Raw genomic sequence first — 19,423 nt, forward strand, 5'->3', positions numbered from 1 at the left:
TCAAATAGTAAAACGGGTGGCTTTCAGGTCGCCAAAAAACAAAGGAGGAGCAGCTCATATGGCAACGTTTTTCGAGGGGGAGTCCCATACATTCTCCGAGTATCTGTTGGTTCCTGGTTATTCCTCATCGCAAAATGTTCCTGCTAACGTCTCTTTGAAGACGCCGCTTGTTAAATTCAAGCGCGGTGAGCAATCGGCTATTACCATGAATATCCCCATGGTTTCTGCCATTATGCAGGCCGTCTCTGGTCCTCGTCTTGCTATTGCTTTGGCACAGCAGGGTGGTATTTCTTTTATTTATGGCTCTCAAACTCCCGAGGATGAAGCCTCTATGGTGCGCGAAGTTAAGTCATATAAGGCTGGCTTCGTTATTTCTGATTCCACACTTACTCCCAGCATGACGCTCCAGGATGTATTGGATATTCGTGATACCACTGGTCATACCACCATGCCTGTTACTGAGGATGGCTTACCCTTTGGTAAGTTCTGCGGCATTGTAACCAGTCGTGATTATCGAGTTTCTCGTGATGATCGTAATCTTTTGGTAAGCGAGTTTATGACACCTGCTTCCGAATGCGTAACGGCAGACCCAAGCGTTTCGCTTAAGGTATGCAATGACATCATCTGGGATAACAAGGTCAACACGCTTCCTATTGTCGATAAAAACGGCAATTTGTGTTCTTTGGTGTTCCGCAAGGATTACGATTCTCATAAGGCGCGTCCTGAAGAGCTCTTGGATGAGCATAAGCGCTATATCGTTGGTGCTGGTATCAATACTCGTGACTACGCTGAGCGCGTACCTCTTTTGGTAGAGGCTGGTGCAGATGTGTTGTGCATTGATTCCTCCGAGGGCTTCTCGGAGTGGCAAAAGCTCACCTTGGATTGGATTCGTGAGCACTACGGTGATTCTGTAAAGGTTGGCGCTGGTAACGTTGTAGATGCAGAAGGTTTCCGTTATCTAGCAGATTGTGGCGCTGATTTTATTAAGGTTGGTATTGGCGGCGGATCTATCTGCATTACGCGTGAACAGAAGGGCATCGGTCGCGGTCAGGCTTCTGCTCTGATTGATGTATGCCGCGCTCGTGATGAGTATTATGAAGAGACCGGTGTTTACGTTCCTGTTTGCTCTGATGGTGGCATTGTGTATGACTATCATATGACCCTTGCCCTTGCTATGGGTGCAGACTTCTTGATGCTTGGTCGTTACTTTGCTCGTTTTGATGAGTCTCCAACACGTCGTGTGAACGTCAATGGTTCCTATATGAAGGAGTACTGGGGTGAGGGCTCTGCCCGTGCTCGCAACTGGGCACGTTACGACTTGGGTGGCGCTAAAAAGCAACTCTCTTTTGTTGAGGGTGTTGATTCTTATGTACCGTATGCAGGTCCTTTAAAGGACAACGTGGAAGGCTCTCTTACTAAGGTGCGTTCTACCATGTGTAATTGTGGTGCTCTTGATTTACCTGAACTTCGTGAGAAAGCCAAGATTACGCTTGTTTCTGCAACCTCTTTGGTAGAAGGTGGCGCACATGACGTTGTGCTTAAGGATAGTCCTTCCGAGAATAACTTCCGCTCATAAGCTGTAACCGCTGTCTCTTATCTATGTAACCTGTAACCAGGTAAAATAGATTTTACCTGTTAAACCCAAATGCACAATAATGTGCATTTGGGTTTTTATACAGCTTTATCACATTGTTATGCAGCTTCAGGCATATTGATACTCCTTTGGTACCATTTTTATTCTAGAAAAGAGTGAAGAATTGTGTAACAGGAGTATATCTTGAATTTAAAATGTAAAGTCAGGCTTGTGACGGCGCTTTGTGTGATGATGGCGACAACATTGTCATGTGCTATCCCTACGGTTATTTTAGCTCAAGAGGAATATACCGAGGTTACTACGGGTCCCAGAGGTACTATCCCTGCTGGTTCTGACAGTCTCAATTATGGTTTCGGGTCTTCGGAGACCTTGCGAATGGGAACAATACCTTCGGTTCAGATTCAACTTTCTAAACCTAATGTATATCTTATTAGTAACAACTGGGTAATTGACCATATCTGGGGTGCTAATAGTTCTAGCTCTAATTTTTTGCTCGGACTCATGAAGGATGATTCTGGTACAAATTATGATATTTTCTCCTCTCCAGGATTTGGTGGAAGACTTTTTGTTACCCGTAAGGCGGATGGTAGTGTAAATCGCATTAAGGGTGTTGTAGAAAAAGAAATTCCTAATTACGGAAAAGTTGAGTTCACGGCAGAGCAGTATCCTAGTGGCGCCAGTGGCATTATGCATAGTGTCACTATAAAAAATACTGGCGATAAACCATTGAAGTTTGTTTATATGAAGAGTGTGGATACTGATCTTGCGGGTAATGATAGCGTGCCCGTGCGCATGTATGGCCAGAATAAAGGCTTATATATTGAGAACGATAACTACAGGCTTGTGTACGATTTCACAACACCTCATGCGCCTCATAATTTCAGAAATTGGTATAACGGTCTGTATCGTCATCCTTTGAAAGATGGTTTTGAGAACAGTATGAACATTCCGTTCTTTCCATCAAATAACCTGCTAGCTCCTGGTGATGAAAGCAAAAATTATGCTCCAGACGCTAAAGTGGAAGGTCGTGGAGACACAGGTATTTGGATGAAGTGGAAACCAGTAACGCTCAATCCCGGAGAGAGCGCTACCTTTGATTATATAGTTCGTCTTTTTGAGCGTACCGGATCACAGCTGAGTGCTTTTAATGATACGAAACAGGCAGATGCTCAGGGTAATACGCGCAATGACAATCGCGACAACATTACGATAAGCGCTCGGGTTGATGTTGTTACTAAGTTTAAGGACTCATTTACTGAGGGCACTACTAAACTGTCGCTCAAGCACACCAATGCCGATGGCTCGGCTCGCACTGACGAGCTCAAACTTGGTAATACGATTTCTTTAGTGAACTCTCTTGGAGAAGTAAAGAAAACACTTCCTCTGAGTGATGTATATGACCCTGCTACCAAGCAATTGACCGTTTCGTATGCTAAGGCAGATTTCCCCAATGGTGTTGCTGAGATTAAGTTTACTGTCTTGCCTGATGAGAAATACGCAGAGCAGGAACGCTACCTGAGTGTTGATGCAGACAATACCACTAAGTTTTCCGATGGTTTTGTTGCACGTACCACTAACAATCTTAAGCTTAAGCTCAACGCGCTCGTCTTGCCTAAGGTCATGTCTGCCGCACCTACGCTTAACGTGCAAAATAAGACCATACAACAGGGCGAGAAGCTCGAATTGCTGTCGCTCGTAACATCTGCGATGGATTATGAGAACAAGGACCTGAGCTCTGAGGTTAAGGTTGTTGATGATGGTGGCTTTAAAAATGATGTAGTTGGCAGGTATACCGTTACTTTTAAGGTAACGGATAAGCTGGGTGCCTCCGTTACCAAGAAGGCTCTTGTAACCGTTAACCCCAAGATGGCTACACTCAATACCGCTCCCGTACTTGAGGTTCAGGATACGACTATTACCAAGGGTGATACGCTTGACCTTACTTCTTTAATAGTCACCGCAACAGATCAAGAAGATGGGGACCTTAAATCAAGTGTTCAAATCATCAAACCTAGTGGATTTGACACTGCTCAGGTAGGAGAGTACGTTCTTACATTCCGCTTGGTGGATAAGAACGGTGCTACGACAACCAAGACTGCAAAGCTTACGGTTAAGGAAGCCCCACCAGCTCCTAAGATTCCACAGGCACCTACGCAGCCAGCAAATCCTTCAGCCCCCGCAATAACTCTAAATGCTTCGGCAAAGGTTTCGCCTCAAAACACGGCTCAAGCTCAGCCTAAAGTAAGTGTGTTGCCCAAGACGGGTGATGCAGCAAGTGTTGCGGCTGTGCTTGGTATAGGGGCTTTGGGAGCAGCAATTCTGGCGATGGCTCGTAAGTTTAAGAAACACCAGTAAAGGACTGAGAGTTTCTTAGTAGTATTTGAAAGTTTTCGTAACAATTGCGTAACGACACCTCAAAGCTCTGAGGTGTCGTTTTTATTTATTTCAAACTGGGTTAAACTTTATAGCTGTCTAACTAACATGAGGGGAGTCCACGTGGCAGACGCTAGCACTACAGACGAGAAAAATTCAAACATTCCTTGGTATGACGCCAAAGAAATTGAAGCTAAATGGCAAAGGATATGGGAAGACAAAAAGACCTTCAAAGCTTCTGATGAATCAGACCGTCCTAAGAAATATGTGCTTGAGATGTTTCCCTACCCTTCGGGCGATTTGCACATGGGTCATGCGCGCAACTATTCCATTGGTGACGCTATGGCTCGTCAGGCTCATATGCGTGGCTATGATGTGTTGCACCCCATTGGCTTTGACGCGTTTGGCCTTCCTGCAGAAAACGCTGCGATTAAGCATAATACCCAGGCAGCCCAGTGGACCTATCAAAACATTGCTCAGGCTGTAGAGACTATGCACCGCATGGGCTTCTCGTATGATTATGACCGCTTGTTTAATACCTGTGATCCTGAGTACTATCGCTGGGGTCAGTGGATGTTTATTAAGATGTGGGAAAAGGGCTTGGCATATCGTGCTACCAGCCCGGTAAACTGGTGTCCTAACTGCAAAACCGTTCTTGCAAATGAGCAGGTTGTAGATGGTAAGTGCTGGCGGTGTGGGTCCATTCCCGAGAAACGCAATCTTTCTCAGTGGTATCTCAAGATTACAGACTATGCGCAAGAGCTCTTGGATGATTTAGACAAGCTTGAGGGTTGGCCAGAGAACGTAAAAGCCCAACAGCGCAACTGGATTGGTCGCTCTGAAGGTGCAGAGATTGACTTTATCCTGGCAGATGAGGATGGCACATCTCCTACCAATCAAAAAATTACCGTCTTCACCACTCGTGCAGATACTATCTTTGGCGTAAGTTTTATTGTGCTTCCTCCAGAAAGCGAGTTAGCTGCTCAGCTGGTTGTTGGTACGCACTATGAAGCTGCTTATCGTGAGCTTAAAGCGGCAACCGAGAAGATTTCTAGTGTAGATCGTCAAGGTTCTAATCTAGAGAAAAGCGGCGTCTTTACTGGTCGTTATGGTATTAATCCCATTAACGGTCGTCCTGTGCCCATTTGGATTGCTAACTATGTATTGCTGGATTACGGCACAGGTGCTGTTATGGGTGTTCCGTGCGGAGATCAGCGTGACTTTGACTTTGCCAAGAAGTATGGTCTGGAAATTGCGCCTATTATTTGCACCAAAGATGACCCTTTGTATGAGCAGCTCAAGGATGAGAAAGACCTGCGAGTAACTTCTGTAGACTGGGATAGCGCTATGGCTGCTGAAGGGTACCTCATTCAGTCTGGCGAGTTTACTGGTCTGAAGGGTGGCAAACACTCAGAAGCGATAGATGCTATTACAAAGTGGCTTGAGGACGCTGGCTGTGGTCGTGCTAAGGTTCAGTTCCGCCTGCGTGATTGGCTTATTTCTCGTCAGCGTTATTGGGGCAATCCTATTCCTATGATTCATTGCGATGACTGTGGTGATGTGCCTGTCCCCGAGCAAGATCTTCCTGTATTGCTTCCTCAAAACCTGGATTTGGGTGCCGGAGAAACACTGGCACAAAATGAAGAGTTTTATACAACTACCTGCCCTGTATGTGGTAAGCCCGCCAAACGCATTACAGATACCATGGACACCTTTACGTGTTCAAGCTGGTATTTTATGCGCTATACCGACCCGCATAACAATGAATTACCTTACAATCGCAAGAAGGCAAACCATTGGATGCCCGTAGATAACTACATTGGTGGTATCGAGCATGCCATTTTGCACTTGCTGTATTCTCGCTTTTGGACCAAGGTTGCACGTGACTTGGGAATGATAGACGTAGATGAGCCCTTTACCAACCTGTTGACGCAAGGCATGGTTAAAGATGCTCATGGTGCCACCATGTCTAAGTCAAAGGGCAATGTTGTTCCTCCTTCAAGTGTTATCGAGCCATACGGTGCAGATACCATGCGTCTTGCCATTTTGTTTATTGCGCCTCCCGAGAAGGACTTTGACTGGGATGAAGAGGCCGTTGGTGGCGCCAATCGCTTTATCAAGCGTGCTTGGCGTGTGGTTTGGGGGCTTACCCAGTCTGCAGACTTTAATGCAACGATAGAGTTGGATAAGCTGGATAAAAAATCTGCAGAACTCAACCGCGCCTTGCATGAACTTGGTATTCGCTGTACACACGACTATGACCGCGGTCAGTTTAATACTGCTATTTCTGCTGTCATGGAGTTGGTAAATGCGGCAAGTAAATACTTGGTAGATACCCAAGCTACTCCTCAGAATCGTAATGCTGCTTTGTGTGCACGAGTTGCTCGTGACATTGTTGCCATGTTGGCTCCCATTTGTCCTCATTGGGCAGAGGAGCTCTATCATGAAGCATTTGGCTTTAGTACCTCGGTATATGATGAGGTATGGCCTGAGTTTGACGAAGAGCAGGCCATCGCTGCAACTCAAGAGATTGTCGTTCAGATTATGGGCAAGGTACGTGCTCGTATTGATGTTCCCACTGACGCTACTAAAGAGCAGATGCAGCAGCAGGCTCATGAGGCGGTTTCCAATTTGCTTGAGGGTAAGCAGATTGTTAAGGTAATCGTTGTGCCTAACAAGCTCGTAAACTTTGTAGCAAAATAATAAGTTCATTATTTCGTAGTAGGTAGGTAAGGGAGGAAGTATGCTGTGTCCAAATTGTTCTCATGATCTTGGAGATGGCATACTCCCTGTTAGATGTCCTGAGTGTGGTCATAGTCTTGCAAATCTTTCTGATGCTCCTGGTGTGGTAGAAGGAGCAAAACGTGCAGCAGAGCGCAAAAAGCTTTTACGTGGTTCTGCAACTATTGAGCACGTGCGTCATCCTTGGGATGGTCACGGCAAAGCATTTGGCATTGGTATCTTTTTGCTAGCTCTTGTTATTATCTGCTTTATGCTGTGGCATCTGCAGGCGTGTGGTGGTGTTTCGCCCAATAATGTTGTTGGATGGCGCCTTGAGCGAGCGCAAGCAGCATTGGAACAAAAGGGCTTTAAGGTAGAAGTAACGGAAGAGTTTGATGATGGAGAGCCAGGCTTTGTCTTGAGTATGAACCCCGACTCCAACGCTCGACTTGCTCCTGGTACCGCCATCACACTAGTTATTTCTAAAGCACGCGTCATGCCAGATATTATTGGTAAATCTAAAGATGATGCTCAAAAGCTGTTAGATGAAGCCGGTCTTACGTATGAATTTGTAGAAGTCATAGCTGATGGAGACGAGAACATTGTACTTTCTGCAAACATAGCAGCTGGTAATAAGGCTTCGTCAAAAAACAAAATTAAGGTTGAAGTATCTAAAAAACGTACGGTACCTGACATTCTAAATAAATCAGAGGCAGATGCTACTAATGCACTCACTATGGCACAGCTTAAGGCCAAGGTTGTGTATGTGGCTGCTACGGCAGACCAAAAAGAAGGCGTGGTTGTAGCAGTAGATCCTGAAGTTGGTACAGCGGTAGAAAAAGATGCAGTAGTTACCATTTCTGTTACACAAAGCTATATCAAAAAAATTGAGGACAACGCCAAAGCAGTCGTAACAGCTGTGTATAGTGGAAGTCCTGCATCTGATGGATACGCTTGTGGTGGCGTTATCAAACAGTATGTAGATAGCTCTGTGACCATTGGTGGCAGCTCGGCTGCCCATGCTTCCAATAGGGACGTATACTATGCGCTTGTAAAAAATGGTAAATCTCTTCCTGCAGGCGTTGATCAAAAATTAGGCATGCTACCTCGTACATTGCTTAGTGTTGACAGTCTTGTTGGTGACGAGAAAGGCCACGTAAGCGCTTCGGTTACGGTGCGCTGGGATTGGTCTGCATTAGGTGGGGAATACTCAGGCGTTACGTCTACAGATACCCACACGGTAACGCTGAACTTTACCAAAGAAGGAAAGCTTACGAGTTTTAATGACCCACAAGCGGATGTACCATCGTATACCGTAAGCTAGCACGCTTGTTGTTTCCTTGTAGGACTCGTGTTGATTGCTGGTATTGGCTGTTACGCTTGATAAAACCTCTGTAGATAGGTATATTTATACAAGAATGAAGTTTGACTCTTAAGGAAGTGGGGTGCTCGTTTGGGCCCCGCTTCCTTCTTGTATGTACACAGGAAGGAGGGCGCTATGGCTAACGAGGCAATTGTTGCACGTATTATTGAGGTTTTGGAGCAGGCAGGAGAGCAAAACAATATTGATATCGTAGATGTAGAGGTTGTGGGTGCTACCAAAAATCCAACTATTCGTGTGCGCATTGATCATCTTGATCCAAAAGCAGAGTCCATCACTTTGGATGATGTAGCAGCTCATACGGGTTGGATTGGGGATTGTATCGATCAGATTGATCCGTTTTCCACGAGCTTTACCCTTGAGGTTTCTTCTCCAGGTCTTTCTCGTCCTTTGCGTCGCGCCAAGGACTTTACGCGTTTTGCTGGCGCTACGGTAGCGCTCAGCACCAATGCCCATGAAGGTCGCCGTCGTTTTACCGGTGAGCTCATAGGTATGGAACATGAAAACGTGGTAATACTGTGCGATGGTGAGCGTTACGAGTTTGCCTTAGAAGATATTAACCGTTGCACGATTAAGCCTGATTTTGATTTTACGTCTTCTTCATCAAAGAAAAAGTAGTTAGGGGAGAATATGGCATCAGAAATGATGGAAGCATTGATGACGCTTTGTCAAGAGAAGCACATCGACCAACTGTATTTGTTGGACCGCTTAGAGCAATCCTTGGCAAAGAGTTATGCCGACGTCATGCATCTGATTGATGGTGCAAAGGTAACCATTGATCGTGCAACTGGCAAGATTTACGTATATAAGCTGGTTCCCCGTGAGGAATCTTGGGATGATGAGACTGGTCTGTATACCGAGTTTGACGAGGTAGATGTCACTCCCGAGGATACCAGCCGTATTGCTGCCCAACATGCAAAGATTGAGATTAACAACATTGTTCGCAATGCTGCTCGCCAGCAAATATACGAAGAGTTTTCTGAGCGCATTGGTGACATTATTAACTGTACTGTTTTGCAAATTACCAATGACTTTACTATCGTAAAGATTCGTGAGGGTGTAGAGGCAGAGCTTCCGTATTTTGATGTGCGTCGCAATCCTGAAGAGCGCAATGAGCGTCCTGCAGGAGAGCGCTATGTTCACAATCAGCGCCTGAAGGCTATCATTGTAGATGTTCGTGACCCATCCAATAGCGCAGCCCCTGTGCGCGGTGAGCATGTACGTCCTTCCATTGTGGTAAGCCGTACGCACCCTGATTTGATTCGTCGTCTGTTTGAAGCTGAAGTTCCTGAAATCTACGATGGAATCGTAGAGATTCGTTCTATTGCACGTGAGCCCGGTGCTCGTTCTAAGATTGCTGTGTACTCTGCAGACGAGCATCTCGATCCCGTAGGTGCTTGTGTTGGACCTAAGGGTAGCCGTGTTCGTGCGGTTGTAGGTGAGCTTCATGGCGAGCGCGTAGATGTAGTCTTGTGGAGTGATGATCCTGCCAAGTGTGTGGCAAACGCTTTGTCTCCTGCAAAGGTGAGCCGCGTGGTAGTAGATCCAGAGACTAACTATGCAACCGTTATTGTTCCTGACGATCAGCTGTCTTTGGCAATTGGTAAGGAAGGTCAGAATGCTCGTTTGGCCGCTCGCCTTACTGGCTTGCATATTGATATTAAGAATGAGTCTTTGGCAGCAAACTTACTTGCTGGCATGCCTGCACAGGCTGCTCCTCAGACAGACGATCTTCTCGATGAGGTAGATGAAGAACATCGTTGTGAATATGTCTCTCCATCTGGTATTCAGTGTCGTAATATGGCTCGTCCGGGCTCTCGTTTTTGCGGCGTTCATGAGCGCATGGCTTCGATGGATGATGTTGAGGTTTCCGACGATCCAGATTCTCTGATTTAGTCTGGGCTTTGTCCTGTAGGTTTTTAAGATGTTAGGGAGGTAGAGTCCATGGCTAAGATTCGAGTACATGACCTTGCCAAAGAGTATGGCATGACCAGTAAAGAGATGCTGGGACATCTCAAGGAAATGAAGATTCCTGCTTCTTCGGCTTCGTCTTCCTTGGAAGATGCATACCTGTCCATGGTGCGCAAAAAGCTTGCTCCCATTATGGAAGCACGAGCGGCAGAGATTGAGGCTGCAAAGGCTGCTGAGGCTGCGGCGAAGGCTGAGGAAGAAGCTGTTGCAAAGGCCAAGGCAGAAGAGGAGCGCATTGCCGCAGAACAGCGTCGCGCTGCCGAGCGTGCCGAGGAAGAAAAGCGTCGCGCTGCCGAAAAGGCAGAAAAAGAGCGTCTTGCTGCCGAGAAAGCTGAGGCAGAGCGTAAGGCAGCCGAAGAAGCGGAAAAGATGCGCGTGAAGGATACTGCTCCCAAAGCCATCCCTTCTATGACGAGCTTATTAGATCAAATTGCTGCGCAGCAAAAAGTGCTCGAGCAACAAAAGACAGAAGAGCCGCCTACCAAGAAGGAGCGCGCTGCAAAGAAGGAGGGTGGTCGTCGCAACAATCGTCGCAAGGCCGCTGCCGTGGATACCACTCCTGAAGATGTAGCAGGTGCTCAGGCAAAGGCTGAGGCAGAGTCTAGTAATTCTAAGCGTGGTCGCAGCCGTAAGCCTCGTCACGAGCAGGAAGAGGATCGCTATACACGCATGGCTCGTGAGGCAGAAGAGTACAATCGAGATCATGTATTAGCCGAGGCTCGCGCTGCTGTTGAAGAGGCAAGCAAAGAGTCTACGGGTCGTCGTAAGAAGCGCAAAGAGCGCCGCCAGAAGCAGGCTGAAGAGGCTGCGGAACAGGCACGTATTGAGCAGGCGCTTGCAAATGACCAAGATCTTTCCCAGTTAGATACCGTTAAAGTTCCTCAAGGTTCTACCGTAGCTGAGCTGGCAGATCTTCTTGGTGTACCTGCTAATGACATTATTAAGCGCTTGTTCTTGCTTGGCACACCCCTTACCATGACTCAGTCCATGACCGATGAACTCATTGAGCTGGTAGCAGATGACTTAGGCGCTGACGTAAAGGTCATGTCTAAGGAAGAGGAGAACTCCTTTACCTTCTATGATGACCCTAAGCACTTGCAGCCCAGGCCTCCCGTAGTTACGGTTATGGGTCATGTAGATCATGGTAAGACATCGCTTTTGGATGCTATTCGTCACACGGGCGTTGCTGCTGGTGAGGCTGGCGGTATCACACAGGCAATTGGTGCATCGCAGGTTACGATTAAGGATCGCACCATTACCTTTATTGATACTCCTGGTCATGAGACCTTTACTGCCATGCGCGCTCGCGGTGCTCGTGTTACCGATATTGTTATTTTGATTGTTGCAGCAGATGATGGTGTTATGCCTCAGACTATTGAGTCCATTAACCACGCTAAAGCAGCAGATGTACCCATTATTGTTGCGGTAAATAAGGTCGATAAACCCGGTGCAGACCCCACCCGTGTGCGTCAGGAGCTCACTGAATACGGCGTCATCCCCGAGGAATGGGGTGGCTCTAACATGTTTGTAGACATTTCTGCTAAGCAAAAGATTGGCATTGACGATCTTCTTGAGTCCATCCTACTTGAGGCAGATGTTTTGGAGCTTAAGGGCAATCCATCTACCTTTGCTTCTGGTAATGTTCTTGAGGCTAAGCTTGATCGTGGCCGTGGCTCTGTTGCTACTGTTCTTGTTACGCGTGGTACGCTTCGTGTCGGCGATGCTTTGGTTGCTGGCATGTCCTTTGGTCGTGTTCGCGCTATGGTTGATTCCAAGGGCAATACCGTTGCAGAAGCCGGGCCTTCTGATGCAGTAGAGATTTTGGGTCTACAAAGCGTTCCTATGGCTGGTGACGAGTTCCGTGTATTCTCGGATGAGCGTGATGCTCGTGATTTGGCAGATCAGCGTGCCCTCAAGGCTCGTATTGAAGAGCAAAATCGCGTTAAGCATGTTACGCTGGAAAACCTCTTTGATACCATGGCAGATGCTGAGGTCAAGGAACTTAACCTTATTATCAAGGCAGATGTTCAGGGTTCTATTGAGGCTCTTCAGGATTCTCTGGATAAGATGGATCAGTCTGAGGTTCGTATTAACACCATTCACTCCGCTGTTGGCGCTATTACCGAGACCGATGTTGTTTTGGCAGATGCATCCAACGCCATTATTATTGGCTTTGGTGTTCGTCCTGAGGCAAAGGCACGTGCTGCCGCAGAGCGTCAGGGTGTCGAGATTCGTTCTTATAGTGTTATCTATAAGGCGATTGAAGATATTGATGCTGCCCGCATTGGTATGCTCAAGCCTACCGAGCAAGAGGTTCAGACCGGTACCGCCGAGGTTCGCGACACCTTCAAGGTTCCCAAGGTTGGTATTGCTGCAGGCTGCATGATTATTGAAGGCGAGATTGCGCGCGATGACCAAGTACGCTTGGTACGCGATGGCATTGTAGTCTTTGATGGCAAGATTGCTTCACTGCGTCGCTTCAAGGATGACGTTAAGAGTGTTAAGTCTGGCTTCGAGTGCGGTATTGGTCTTGAGAATTACCAGGATATCCACCCTGGCGATCTTATTGAGGGTTATAAGATCGTTCAGGTTGCTCGTACTGAGTAGTATGAGCTGCACCGTTAAGGAGCAACTATGAAGCAGAATCAAAGCTCAAGGCGCACCAATGAGTTGGCGCGAGAAAAGCTTGCAAGCATTCTGATGTTCGAGATTTCTGACCCTGACCTTACGCTCGTAACTATCACGGGCGTAGAGGTCTCGGTTGACCGTTCATTTATGCGTGTATATGTAACTTGCGAGCCCGATTCCTATGACAGGACGCTTGCAGCGTTTACCCGTGCAAAAGGCCGTATTCGCTCTTTGCTGGGTCGTAGCTTGGGTTGGCGCGTTACACCAGAAATTACGTTTACTATCGATAAGACCACGGATGAGGCTGACCGTATTGCTCGCGCTTTGGAGCAAGTGCCTCCCACATTGGCTATCGAGAAGGACGATCAGGGTTATCCTCTTGTGAATACTGCTGATGCGTCCGCTGATGAAGGAGATGAGTAGTGGCACCTCACTACACAGAATCTTTTTCTGTACAGCCAAAAAAGTTTGAAGCTATCACCGAGCTTATCAGTGATGCACAGACTATTGTTATTTGTGCTCATACCAGACCCGATGGTGATGCATTGGGTTCTGGTTTGGGCTTGGCTATGCTTATTGAGCGTGTATGGCCTGGTAAAGAGGTTGTTAATCTGCTGGCTGATGATGAACCTATCCCTTCGATTTACAAGTTCTTGCCTCAGTCAGATCGCTTTGTGCCTGCTTGTCAGTATACGGGTACACCCGATTTATTCTTCATGATTGACTTACCTCATCCATCACGTCTTAACCATGCACAAAAGCTCTATGAACGTGCTGCTAAACGTGTAACCATTGATCATCATCCGAGTGAGGAAGCTTTGGGTGATGTCTGTTTGTCTCGCCCTGAAGTGGCAGCAACAGGTGTTTTGATTACAGAGTTTGCTCTTAATCGTAAGTTGGCGCTTACTCCTGACATTGCAACTTGTTTGCTTACCGCAATTGTGACCGATACCGGTAGTTTTCAATATCAAAACGCAGATTCTGAAGCGTTTGAGATTGCAAGCCTACTGGTAGATGCGGGTGCAAATCCAGCGCTTATCTCGCTTAACGTGTACCAGAGCTTTAGGTTGGAATATTTACATCTTGCGTCTGTGGTTATGGGGCGTATTCAAACGTATGCCAATGGTCGCATTGCATATAGTTACGCTACACAAGAAGACTTTGCTACCAATGGCGCTTTGCCTGAAGAGAGCGAAGGTCTTATCGATATTGTTCGTAGTGTAGCAGGCTCTCAACTTGCATTATTTGTAAAGCAGGCAGATGCACATACGGTACGTGGCAACTTGCGTTCTAAATCTGAGCTTGATGTTTCGCAGGTGGCAAGCAAGCTGGGCGGTGGCGGTCACCGTGTAGCAGCAGGCTTTACGTATACCGGCACTATCGAAGAGGTCTTGGCAGAAGCACTTCCCATGCTTCAGGCCTTGCTTGAGGATGAGTAGAGGTTTGTTTAGGTGAAGCGTTCTTCATCAGGGTTGCATGCACTTATAGCAATCGATAAACCCTTGGGTATGACAAGTCACGACGTAGTATACAAACTGCGTCGTGCTTTGCATGAGCGTCGTATTGGTCATGCCGGAACGCTTGATCCTGACGCATCTGGCGTGCTCGTTGTGGGCGTTGGCCAAGGTACTCGCCTTATGGGTTTGCTTTCTGCAGAAAGCAAACGCTATCAAGCAGGTATCTGTTTTGGTACGCAGACATCTACGGATGATGCCGCAGGTGAGGTTATTGCAACTGCCCAGGTTCCTGAACGCCTGTCTGATGCATGTTTTGCTACACAAGTTATGGCTCAGCTTGTGGGGGAACATGAGCAAGTTCCTCCTGCCTATAGCGCTATCTCTATTAATGGCATGCGCGCATATGATTTGGCACGTAGTGGCAAGAAGGTGGAGCTGGCTGCGCGTCATATTACGATTCATGAGGCTTCGCTTGTGGGTATACGCTCCACACAGCCTTTGATTTGGGATGTAGATATCCTTGCTTCTAAGGGTACCTACATTCGCAGTATTGCTCGCGATGTGGGCTTAAGCCTTGGTACTGTTGCACATATCTGTAGTTTGCGTCGTACGCAAAGTGGCAGTGTTTCCATAGATTCGTGTGCTCAGCTTGAGGATATTCAGTCTTTGCAAGAACTTACAGAAGAGGTGCGTAAAGCCGCATTACAGCAGAGTTGGCTTAATCCTCTTATTGCGCTTGGGTATCCTGTGCGCACGTTGCAAGATGCAGAAATGGAAGATGTGCGTTGTGGTCGCAAAATCTGGTTAGGCAGCAGCTTGCAAAACGAGCGCATAGCGGAGCATCAACACGTGAGTTTACTTTATAACAATAAACTTGTTGGTGTGTGGGAGCGTAGGGGTACTAAGCTTGTTTGCGTTGCTAATTTTCCTGATGGTATAGAAGGAGTGCAGCTGTAATGCAAGCCTATCCTTTGGATGCTGCTACCTGTACTCAATTAACGCAGCACGCCTTGATACTTGGTGGTCCTGCCCCGCTTAGCGTGACTACCTCTGAGCAGGCACAGGTGTATGTCTATACCAATGCATGGGACACCCCAGGCATTTCTCGCTCATATATTATTGGGGCATTTGATGGCATGCACGTGGGTCATCAGGCTTTAGTGCATGACGCTTGTTCCTATGCGCATGCTCATAATACCTTGGCTGTAGCGGTAACGTTTGACCCTGATCCATCTGCACTTGTAGATGCTGCACAGCAAACTATGTTGCTTGCTGTGCCAGATCGCATTCGTGCTCTTGCAGCTGCAGGTGTTGATGCTGTGGTAGTTCTAACCTTTACACCCAAGCTTATGCAAACGAGCTATCAGACGTTCTGTTTAACTGTGCTGGAGCGTTTTGGACACATGGCTTCTTTGCATGTAGGAGTTGATTTTGCCTTGGGTTCCCAGGCTCAAGGTACTGTTGAGCTGCTCGGGCAGTTGGGTAAAGAAAATGGATTTACGGTTATAGGTCATCCGCTCGTAGAAGCGCAAGCAGGCGCGGTAACTGCAACGCGTATTCGTGGCTTGCTTAAACAGACACACCTTGCTGTAGCAAATGAGTTACTTGGTCGCTGGCATTTTGTGCGGGGCACGGTAGAGCATGGCAGGGGAGAAGGAGCTTCGTTTGGTTTTCCAACTGCTAATATCCGTTCTGATGGTAGCTGGTGTTTTCCTGGACAAGGTGTGTATGCATGCGTTGTGCGCTATAAGAATCATGCGTGGCCAGCAGCGGTCAACGTCGGTGCTCCACCAACGTTTTTAGCAAAACAGCAAAACTTTTTAGAAGCTCACCTTTTGGGCTTTGAAGGTGACCTTTACGGTAAAGAAGTTGAAGTTGCGTTCATTGCATTTTTACGACCGTCTAGGAAATTCTCATCACTTGAGGAGTTGGAAAAAACGGTTGTGGGGAATATCCAATGGGTAGCAGCAAATATTGGTAGTGTGCCTATGGAGGTTAGTTCGTGATTGGCAACAATGATAAGGAACGGGTACGTGACGCTACCGATTTTGCTGCCTTAGTTTCAGAAACAGTGGTGCTTAAACCGCGCGGTGGTGACCTCTGGGGTTGCTGTCCGTTCCACCAAGAAAAGAGTCCATCGTTTAAAATTACTCCCTCTACAGGCTTGTGGCATTGTTTTGGCTGTGGTAAGGGTGGCGATGTTTTTGATTATGTTTGTGAGCGAGAACATCTAGATTTCCCCGATGCTATTAGGTTTTTGGCAGATCGTGCAGGTATTGAGCTTAAAGAAGAACGCATGGGTCATTCCAATGGTCCTAAGCGTAATCGTTTACTTGAGTGTTTAACAGTTGCTCAAGAGTTTTACAATACGCAGCTAATGCGCGTACGAGGTGACGCTTTCCAAGCAGCACGAAACTATTTTGCTGGTCGTGGCTTTGGTTCTGCCATCTGTAAAAAATGGATGCTTGGCTATGCCCCTGGGCATGGGAGCCTTGTACAGCATCTACAGCGCAGAGGCTTTACTAAAGCAGAGATGGAAGCGGCTAATCTTGCAGTGCAGCGTAATGGTCGTTTGCAAGATGTGTTTTATGATCGCGTTATGTTTCCTATTCATGATGAGCTTGGGCGTTGCATTGGTTTTGGTGGTCGCGTTATGAGTGATGCCAAGCCCAAATACCTTAATACGCGTGAAACTCCAGTATTTCATAAAGGTAAGCACATGTTTGCCTATGATTATGCAAAGCAAGCCATTACGTCTTGTGGTGTAGCCATTGTTTGCGAAGGTTACACGGATGTTATTGCCATGCATGAAGCAGGGTTTTCTCATGCTGTTGCCGCGCTTGGCACATCGTTTTCTCTAGACCATGTAAAGACATTGTCGCGGTTTGCAAAGACTATCATTTGTATGTTTGATGGTGACGCTGCTGGTCAAAAAGCCGCAGAGCGCACTGTTCAATTTGTCGATAAAACAGAGTCTGATATTCGCTGTGTGGTATTACCCAACAACCAAGATCCTGCAGAGTTTTTAGCCACTCACGGTGCAGAGGCATTGCAAGCGCAGCTTGATGGCTCGCGTCCCTTGATTGACTTTGTATTTGATAAGCGCTTATCCAGCTATGATTTGTCGGTACCGGGGCAGCGTGTGCGCGCTTTGGATGATCTTGCAGCAGTGCTCTCTCCGCTTAAAAACTCTGTCTTGTTGGATAGCTATGCCACCCGTCTTTCTGATGCATTAGACATGAATTACGATACTGCCAAGCAGCGTATTTTGCAGGCCAAGCCGCTTGGGGATAGTTTGTATACCGTGGCGCCAGATGAGTATGAGCCTTACGATGAAGGTACGATTACAGAAGAGATGTCACCGGCACAGGCACCGTATCCTGTAGAGGATACGTCTGCCTTGTCGTTGGATGACCGCCGCCACATGAGTATCGAGCAAGAGTTGCTTTCTTATATGGCAGAACATATCGAGAAGGTCCGTCCGTTTGATATGAGAATTGCTGGGTTTGCATGGGCAGATTCTCGTCATGAAGCCATTGCATGGGCAATGTTGGCAACGCCTGTGAACACGGCTCCAGCTCAAGTTGTGGCTGCAGCAGAGGCAGTGGTAGCTGATGCTCGCCAGATTTTATCGTTAGGTCGCCTGTCGCATGTGTGGACAGGAAATGAAGACAAAAAGCTCGATTTTCTTCTGAACCAGGTTGAGTATTTTTCATCCAAGCGCAAAATTAGACAAATTCGCTCTCAGTTACGTGGAGCGCAAATGAATGAAGAAACAGAAGCGCTCTTTCGTGAAGCCACGCAATTACAGCAACACGTGAATGAGCTTAGTAAAACACTTTCAAGTCTGTTATCTCCCGAAAATAACGGGTAGAATAGAACAATCCGTGCGTCGAAAGGACTTTTGTGGCCGCTAAAAAGCAAAAAGCCGACGTCAAGCTTTCCGAGGAACTGGCACAAGTTGCCCAAAAGCTTGTAGATGCTTCTGCTAAGAGTGGAAGTATTACAGAAGATGATATCCAGGTTGCTTTACGTGATATCGATATTGAAGATGATGAGCTTTCTGATTTGTATGATGCTGTTCGTGCCCGTGGCGTGGAAGTAACTACTGCTGGTGATTCTGAAGCTGCAAGTAGTTTGATGGACGTACTGGGTGATACTGACGATGATGACGCTCCTGTATTTGATGATGATTTAGATGATGAGGACAAGCGTCCTGATTTTGATGAAGTCAAAATTGCAGATGAAGAGCTACGCAGCGTTTCTCGTGCTAAGCCTGGAAAAAAGCGCACCACAACTCGTGCTAAAAAGCGTGGTAAGTCTGATGCTTCTACCGTATTGCTTACGGGGGATCCAGTACGTATGTATCTTAAGGAGATTGGTAAGGTTGATTTGCTTACCGCTGCTGAAGAGGTACATCTTGCCATGAAGATTGAGGCAGGTTGTGAAGCTGCCGATAAACTTGAAGCTGCCGAGAATGGCGAGATTGAGCTTACTCGTGCGCAAACACGTCGTCTTACCCGAGTTGAGCAGGTTGGTCTTGAGGCTAAACAGTCTTTGATTAGTGCAAATCTTCGTTTGGTTGTCTCTATTGCGAAACGTTATGTTGGTCGTGGCATGCTTTTCTTAGATCTTATTCAGGAGGGCAACCTTGGTCTTATTCGCGCTGTAGAGAAGTTTGACTATACCAAGGGTTTTAAGTTTTCTACCTATGCAACGTGGTGGATTCGCCAAGCTATTACGCGTGCCATTGCAGATCAGGCTCGTACTATCCGCATTCCTGTTCATATGGTTGAAACTATCAATAAGCTTGTTCGTGTACAGCGTCAGCTTTTGCAAGATCTTGGTCGTGACCCAACTCCTGAAGAAATCGCTGAAGAAATGGGTATGACAGCAGATCGTGTCCGCGAGATTCAAAAGATTAGCCAAGAGCCTGTTTCTTTGGAAACGCCTATTGGTGAGGAAGAGGATTCTCAACTAGGTGACTTTATTGAGGATGCTCAAGCTATTGCTCCTCCTGATGCCGCTTCTGATTCTATGTTGCACGAGCAACTTGATCAGGTGCTTGATGGCCTTGCAGATCGTGAGCGCAAGGTTATTAAGTTGCGCTTTGGTTTGGAAGACGGACATCCGCGTACGCTTGAGGAAGTGGGCCGTGAGTTTGGGGTAACGCGTGAGCGTATTCGTCAAATTGAGTCCAAGACCTTAGCAAAGTTACGCCATCCTTCCAGGTCAGGTAAGCTTAAGGACTACATGGAAGATTAGTTCCAAGTTTTTTAAAATAATGCTTGCACACAG

General features: G+C 47.0%; 13 protein-coding genes. All 13 read left to right on the plus strand.

The features are described 5' to 3' along the window. The first annotated feature begins 58 nt into the window (after positions 1–58). Positions 59–1,576, plus strand: coding sequence for an IMP dehydrogenase (locus tag SPD80_RS02575; protein WP_320604465.1), 1,518 nt, complete (start codon positions 59–61; stop codon positions 1,574–1,576). A gap of 201 nt (positions 1,577–1,777) precedes the next feature. Continuing rightward, positions 1,778–3,949: a bacterial Ig-like domain-containing protein gene (locus SPD80_RS02580; RefSeq protein ID WP_320828347.1), complete on the plus strand. Its 2,172-nt coding sequence runs from the start codon at positions 1,778–1,780 to the stop codon at positions 3,947–3,949. 126 nt (positions 3,950–4,075) lie between these two features. Further along, positions 4,076–6,670 carry a leucine--tRNA ligase gene (gene leuS / locus SPD80_RS02585; protein WP_320828348.1) on the plus strand — a complete coding sequence of 865 codons (2,595 nt, stop codon included), beginning with the start codon at positions 4,076–4,078 and terminating at the stop codon, positions 6,668–6,670. Between the two features lie 40 nt (positions 6,671–6,710). Next, positions 6,711–8,012, plus strand: a complete 1,302-nt coding sequence (locus SPD80_RS02590) for a PASTA domain-containing protein (protein ID WP_320828349.1) — start codon at positions 6,711–6,713, stop codon at positions 8,010–8,012. 174 nt (positions 8,013–8,186) lie between these two features. Then, positions 8,187–8,687 (plus strand): ribosome maturation factor RimP, encoded by a 501-nt coding sequence (gene rimP, locus SPD80_RS02595; protein WP_320828350.1) that lies wholly within the window; start codon positions 8,187–8,189, stop codon positions 8,685–8,687. 12 nt (positions 8,688–8,699) lie between these two features. Further along, positions 8,700–9,965 carry a transcription termination factor NusA gene (gene nusA / locus SPD80_RS02600; protein WP_320828352.1) on the plus strand — a complete coding sequence of 422 codons (1,266 nt, stop codon included), beginning with the start codon at positions 8,700–8,702 and terminating at the stop codon, positions 9,963–9,965. 48 nt (positions 9,966–10,013) lie between these two features. After that, entirely contained in the window at positions 10,014–12,647 is a 2,634-nt protein-coding gene (gene infB, locus SPD80_RS02605; protein ID WP_320828353.1) for a translation initiation factor IF-2, read from the plus strand. A gap of 27 nt (positions 12,648–12,674) precedes the next feature. Further along, positions 12,675–13,091 carry a 30S ribosome-binding factor RbfA gene (gene rbfA / locus SPD80_RS02610; RefSeq protein WP_320605884.1) on the plus strand — a complete coding sequence of 139 codons (417 nt, stop codon included), beginning with the start codon at positions 12,675–12,677 and terminating at the stop codon, positions 13,089–13,091. Then, complete coding sequence (locus SPD80_RS02615) at positions 13,091–14,107, plus strand: bifunctional oligoribonuclease/PAP phosphatase NrnA (RefSeq protein WP_320828355.1); 1,017 nt, start codon at positions 13,091–13,093, stop codon at positions 14,105–14,107. Before rbfA ends, SPD80_RS02615 begins: the two co-directional genes overlap by 1 nt. Positions 14,108–14,119: 12 nt before the next feature. Continuing rightward, positions 14,120–15,082: a tRNA pseudouridine(55) synthase TruB gene (truB, locus tag SPD80_RS02620; RefSeq protein WP_320828356.1), complete on the plus strand. Its 963-nt coding sequence runs from the start codon at positions 14,120–14,122 to the stop codon at positions 15,080–15,082. Further along, positions 15,082–16,131, plus strand: coding sequence for a riboflavin biosynthesis protein RibF (gene ribF / locus SPD80_RS02625; RefSeq protein ID WP_320828358.1), 1,050 nt, complete (start codon positions 15,082–15,084; stop codon positions 16,129–16,131). The genes truB and ribF overlap by 1 nt, the downstream gene beginning before the upstream one ends. After that, positions 16,128–17,999 carry a DNA primase gene (gene dnaG / locus SPD80_RS02630; protein ID WP_320828359.1) on the plus strand — a complete coding sequence of 624 codons (1,872 nt, stop codon included), beginning with the start codon at positions 16,128–16,130 and terminating at the stop codon, positions 17,997–17,999. Before ribF ends, dnaG begins: the two co-directional genes overlap by 4 nt. A gap of 32 nt (positions 18,000–18,031) precedes the next feature. Further along, positions 18,032–19,390 carry an RNA polymerase sigma factor RpoD gene (gene rpoD, locus SPD80_RS02635; protein WP_320604136.1) on the plus strand — a complete coding sequence of 453 codons (1,359 nt, stop codon included), beginning with the start codon at positions 18,032–18,034 and terminating at the stop codon, positions 19,388–19,390. The last annotated feature ends 33 nt before the right edge of the window (positions 19,391–19,423 follow it).

Origin of the sequence: Atopobium sp. (assembly GCF_034113385.1) — a bacterium.
Lineage (GTDB): Bacteria > Actinomycetota > Coriobacteriia > Coriobacteriales > Atopobiaceae > Atopobium.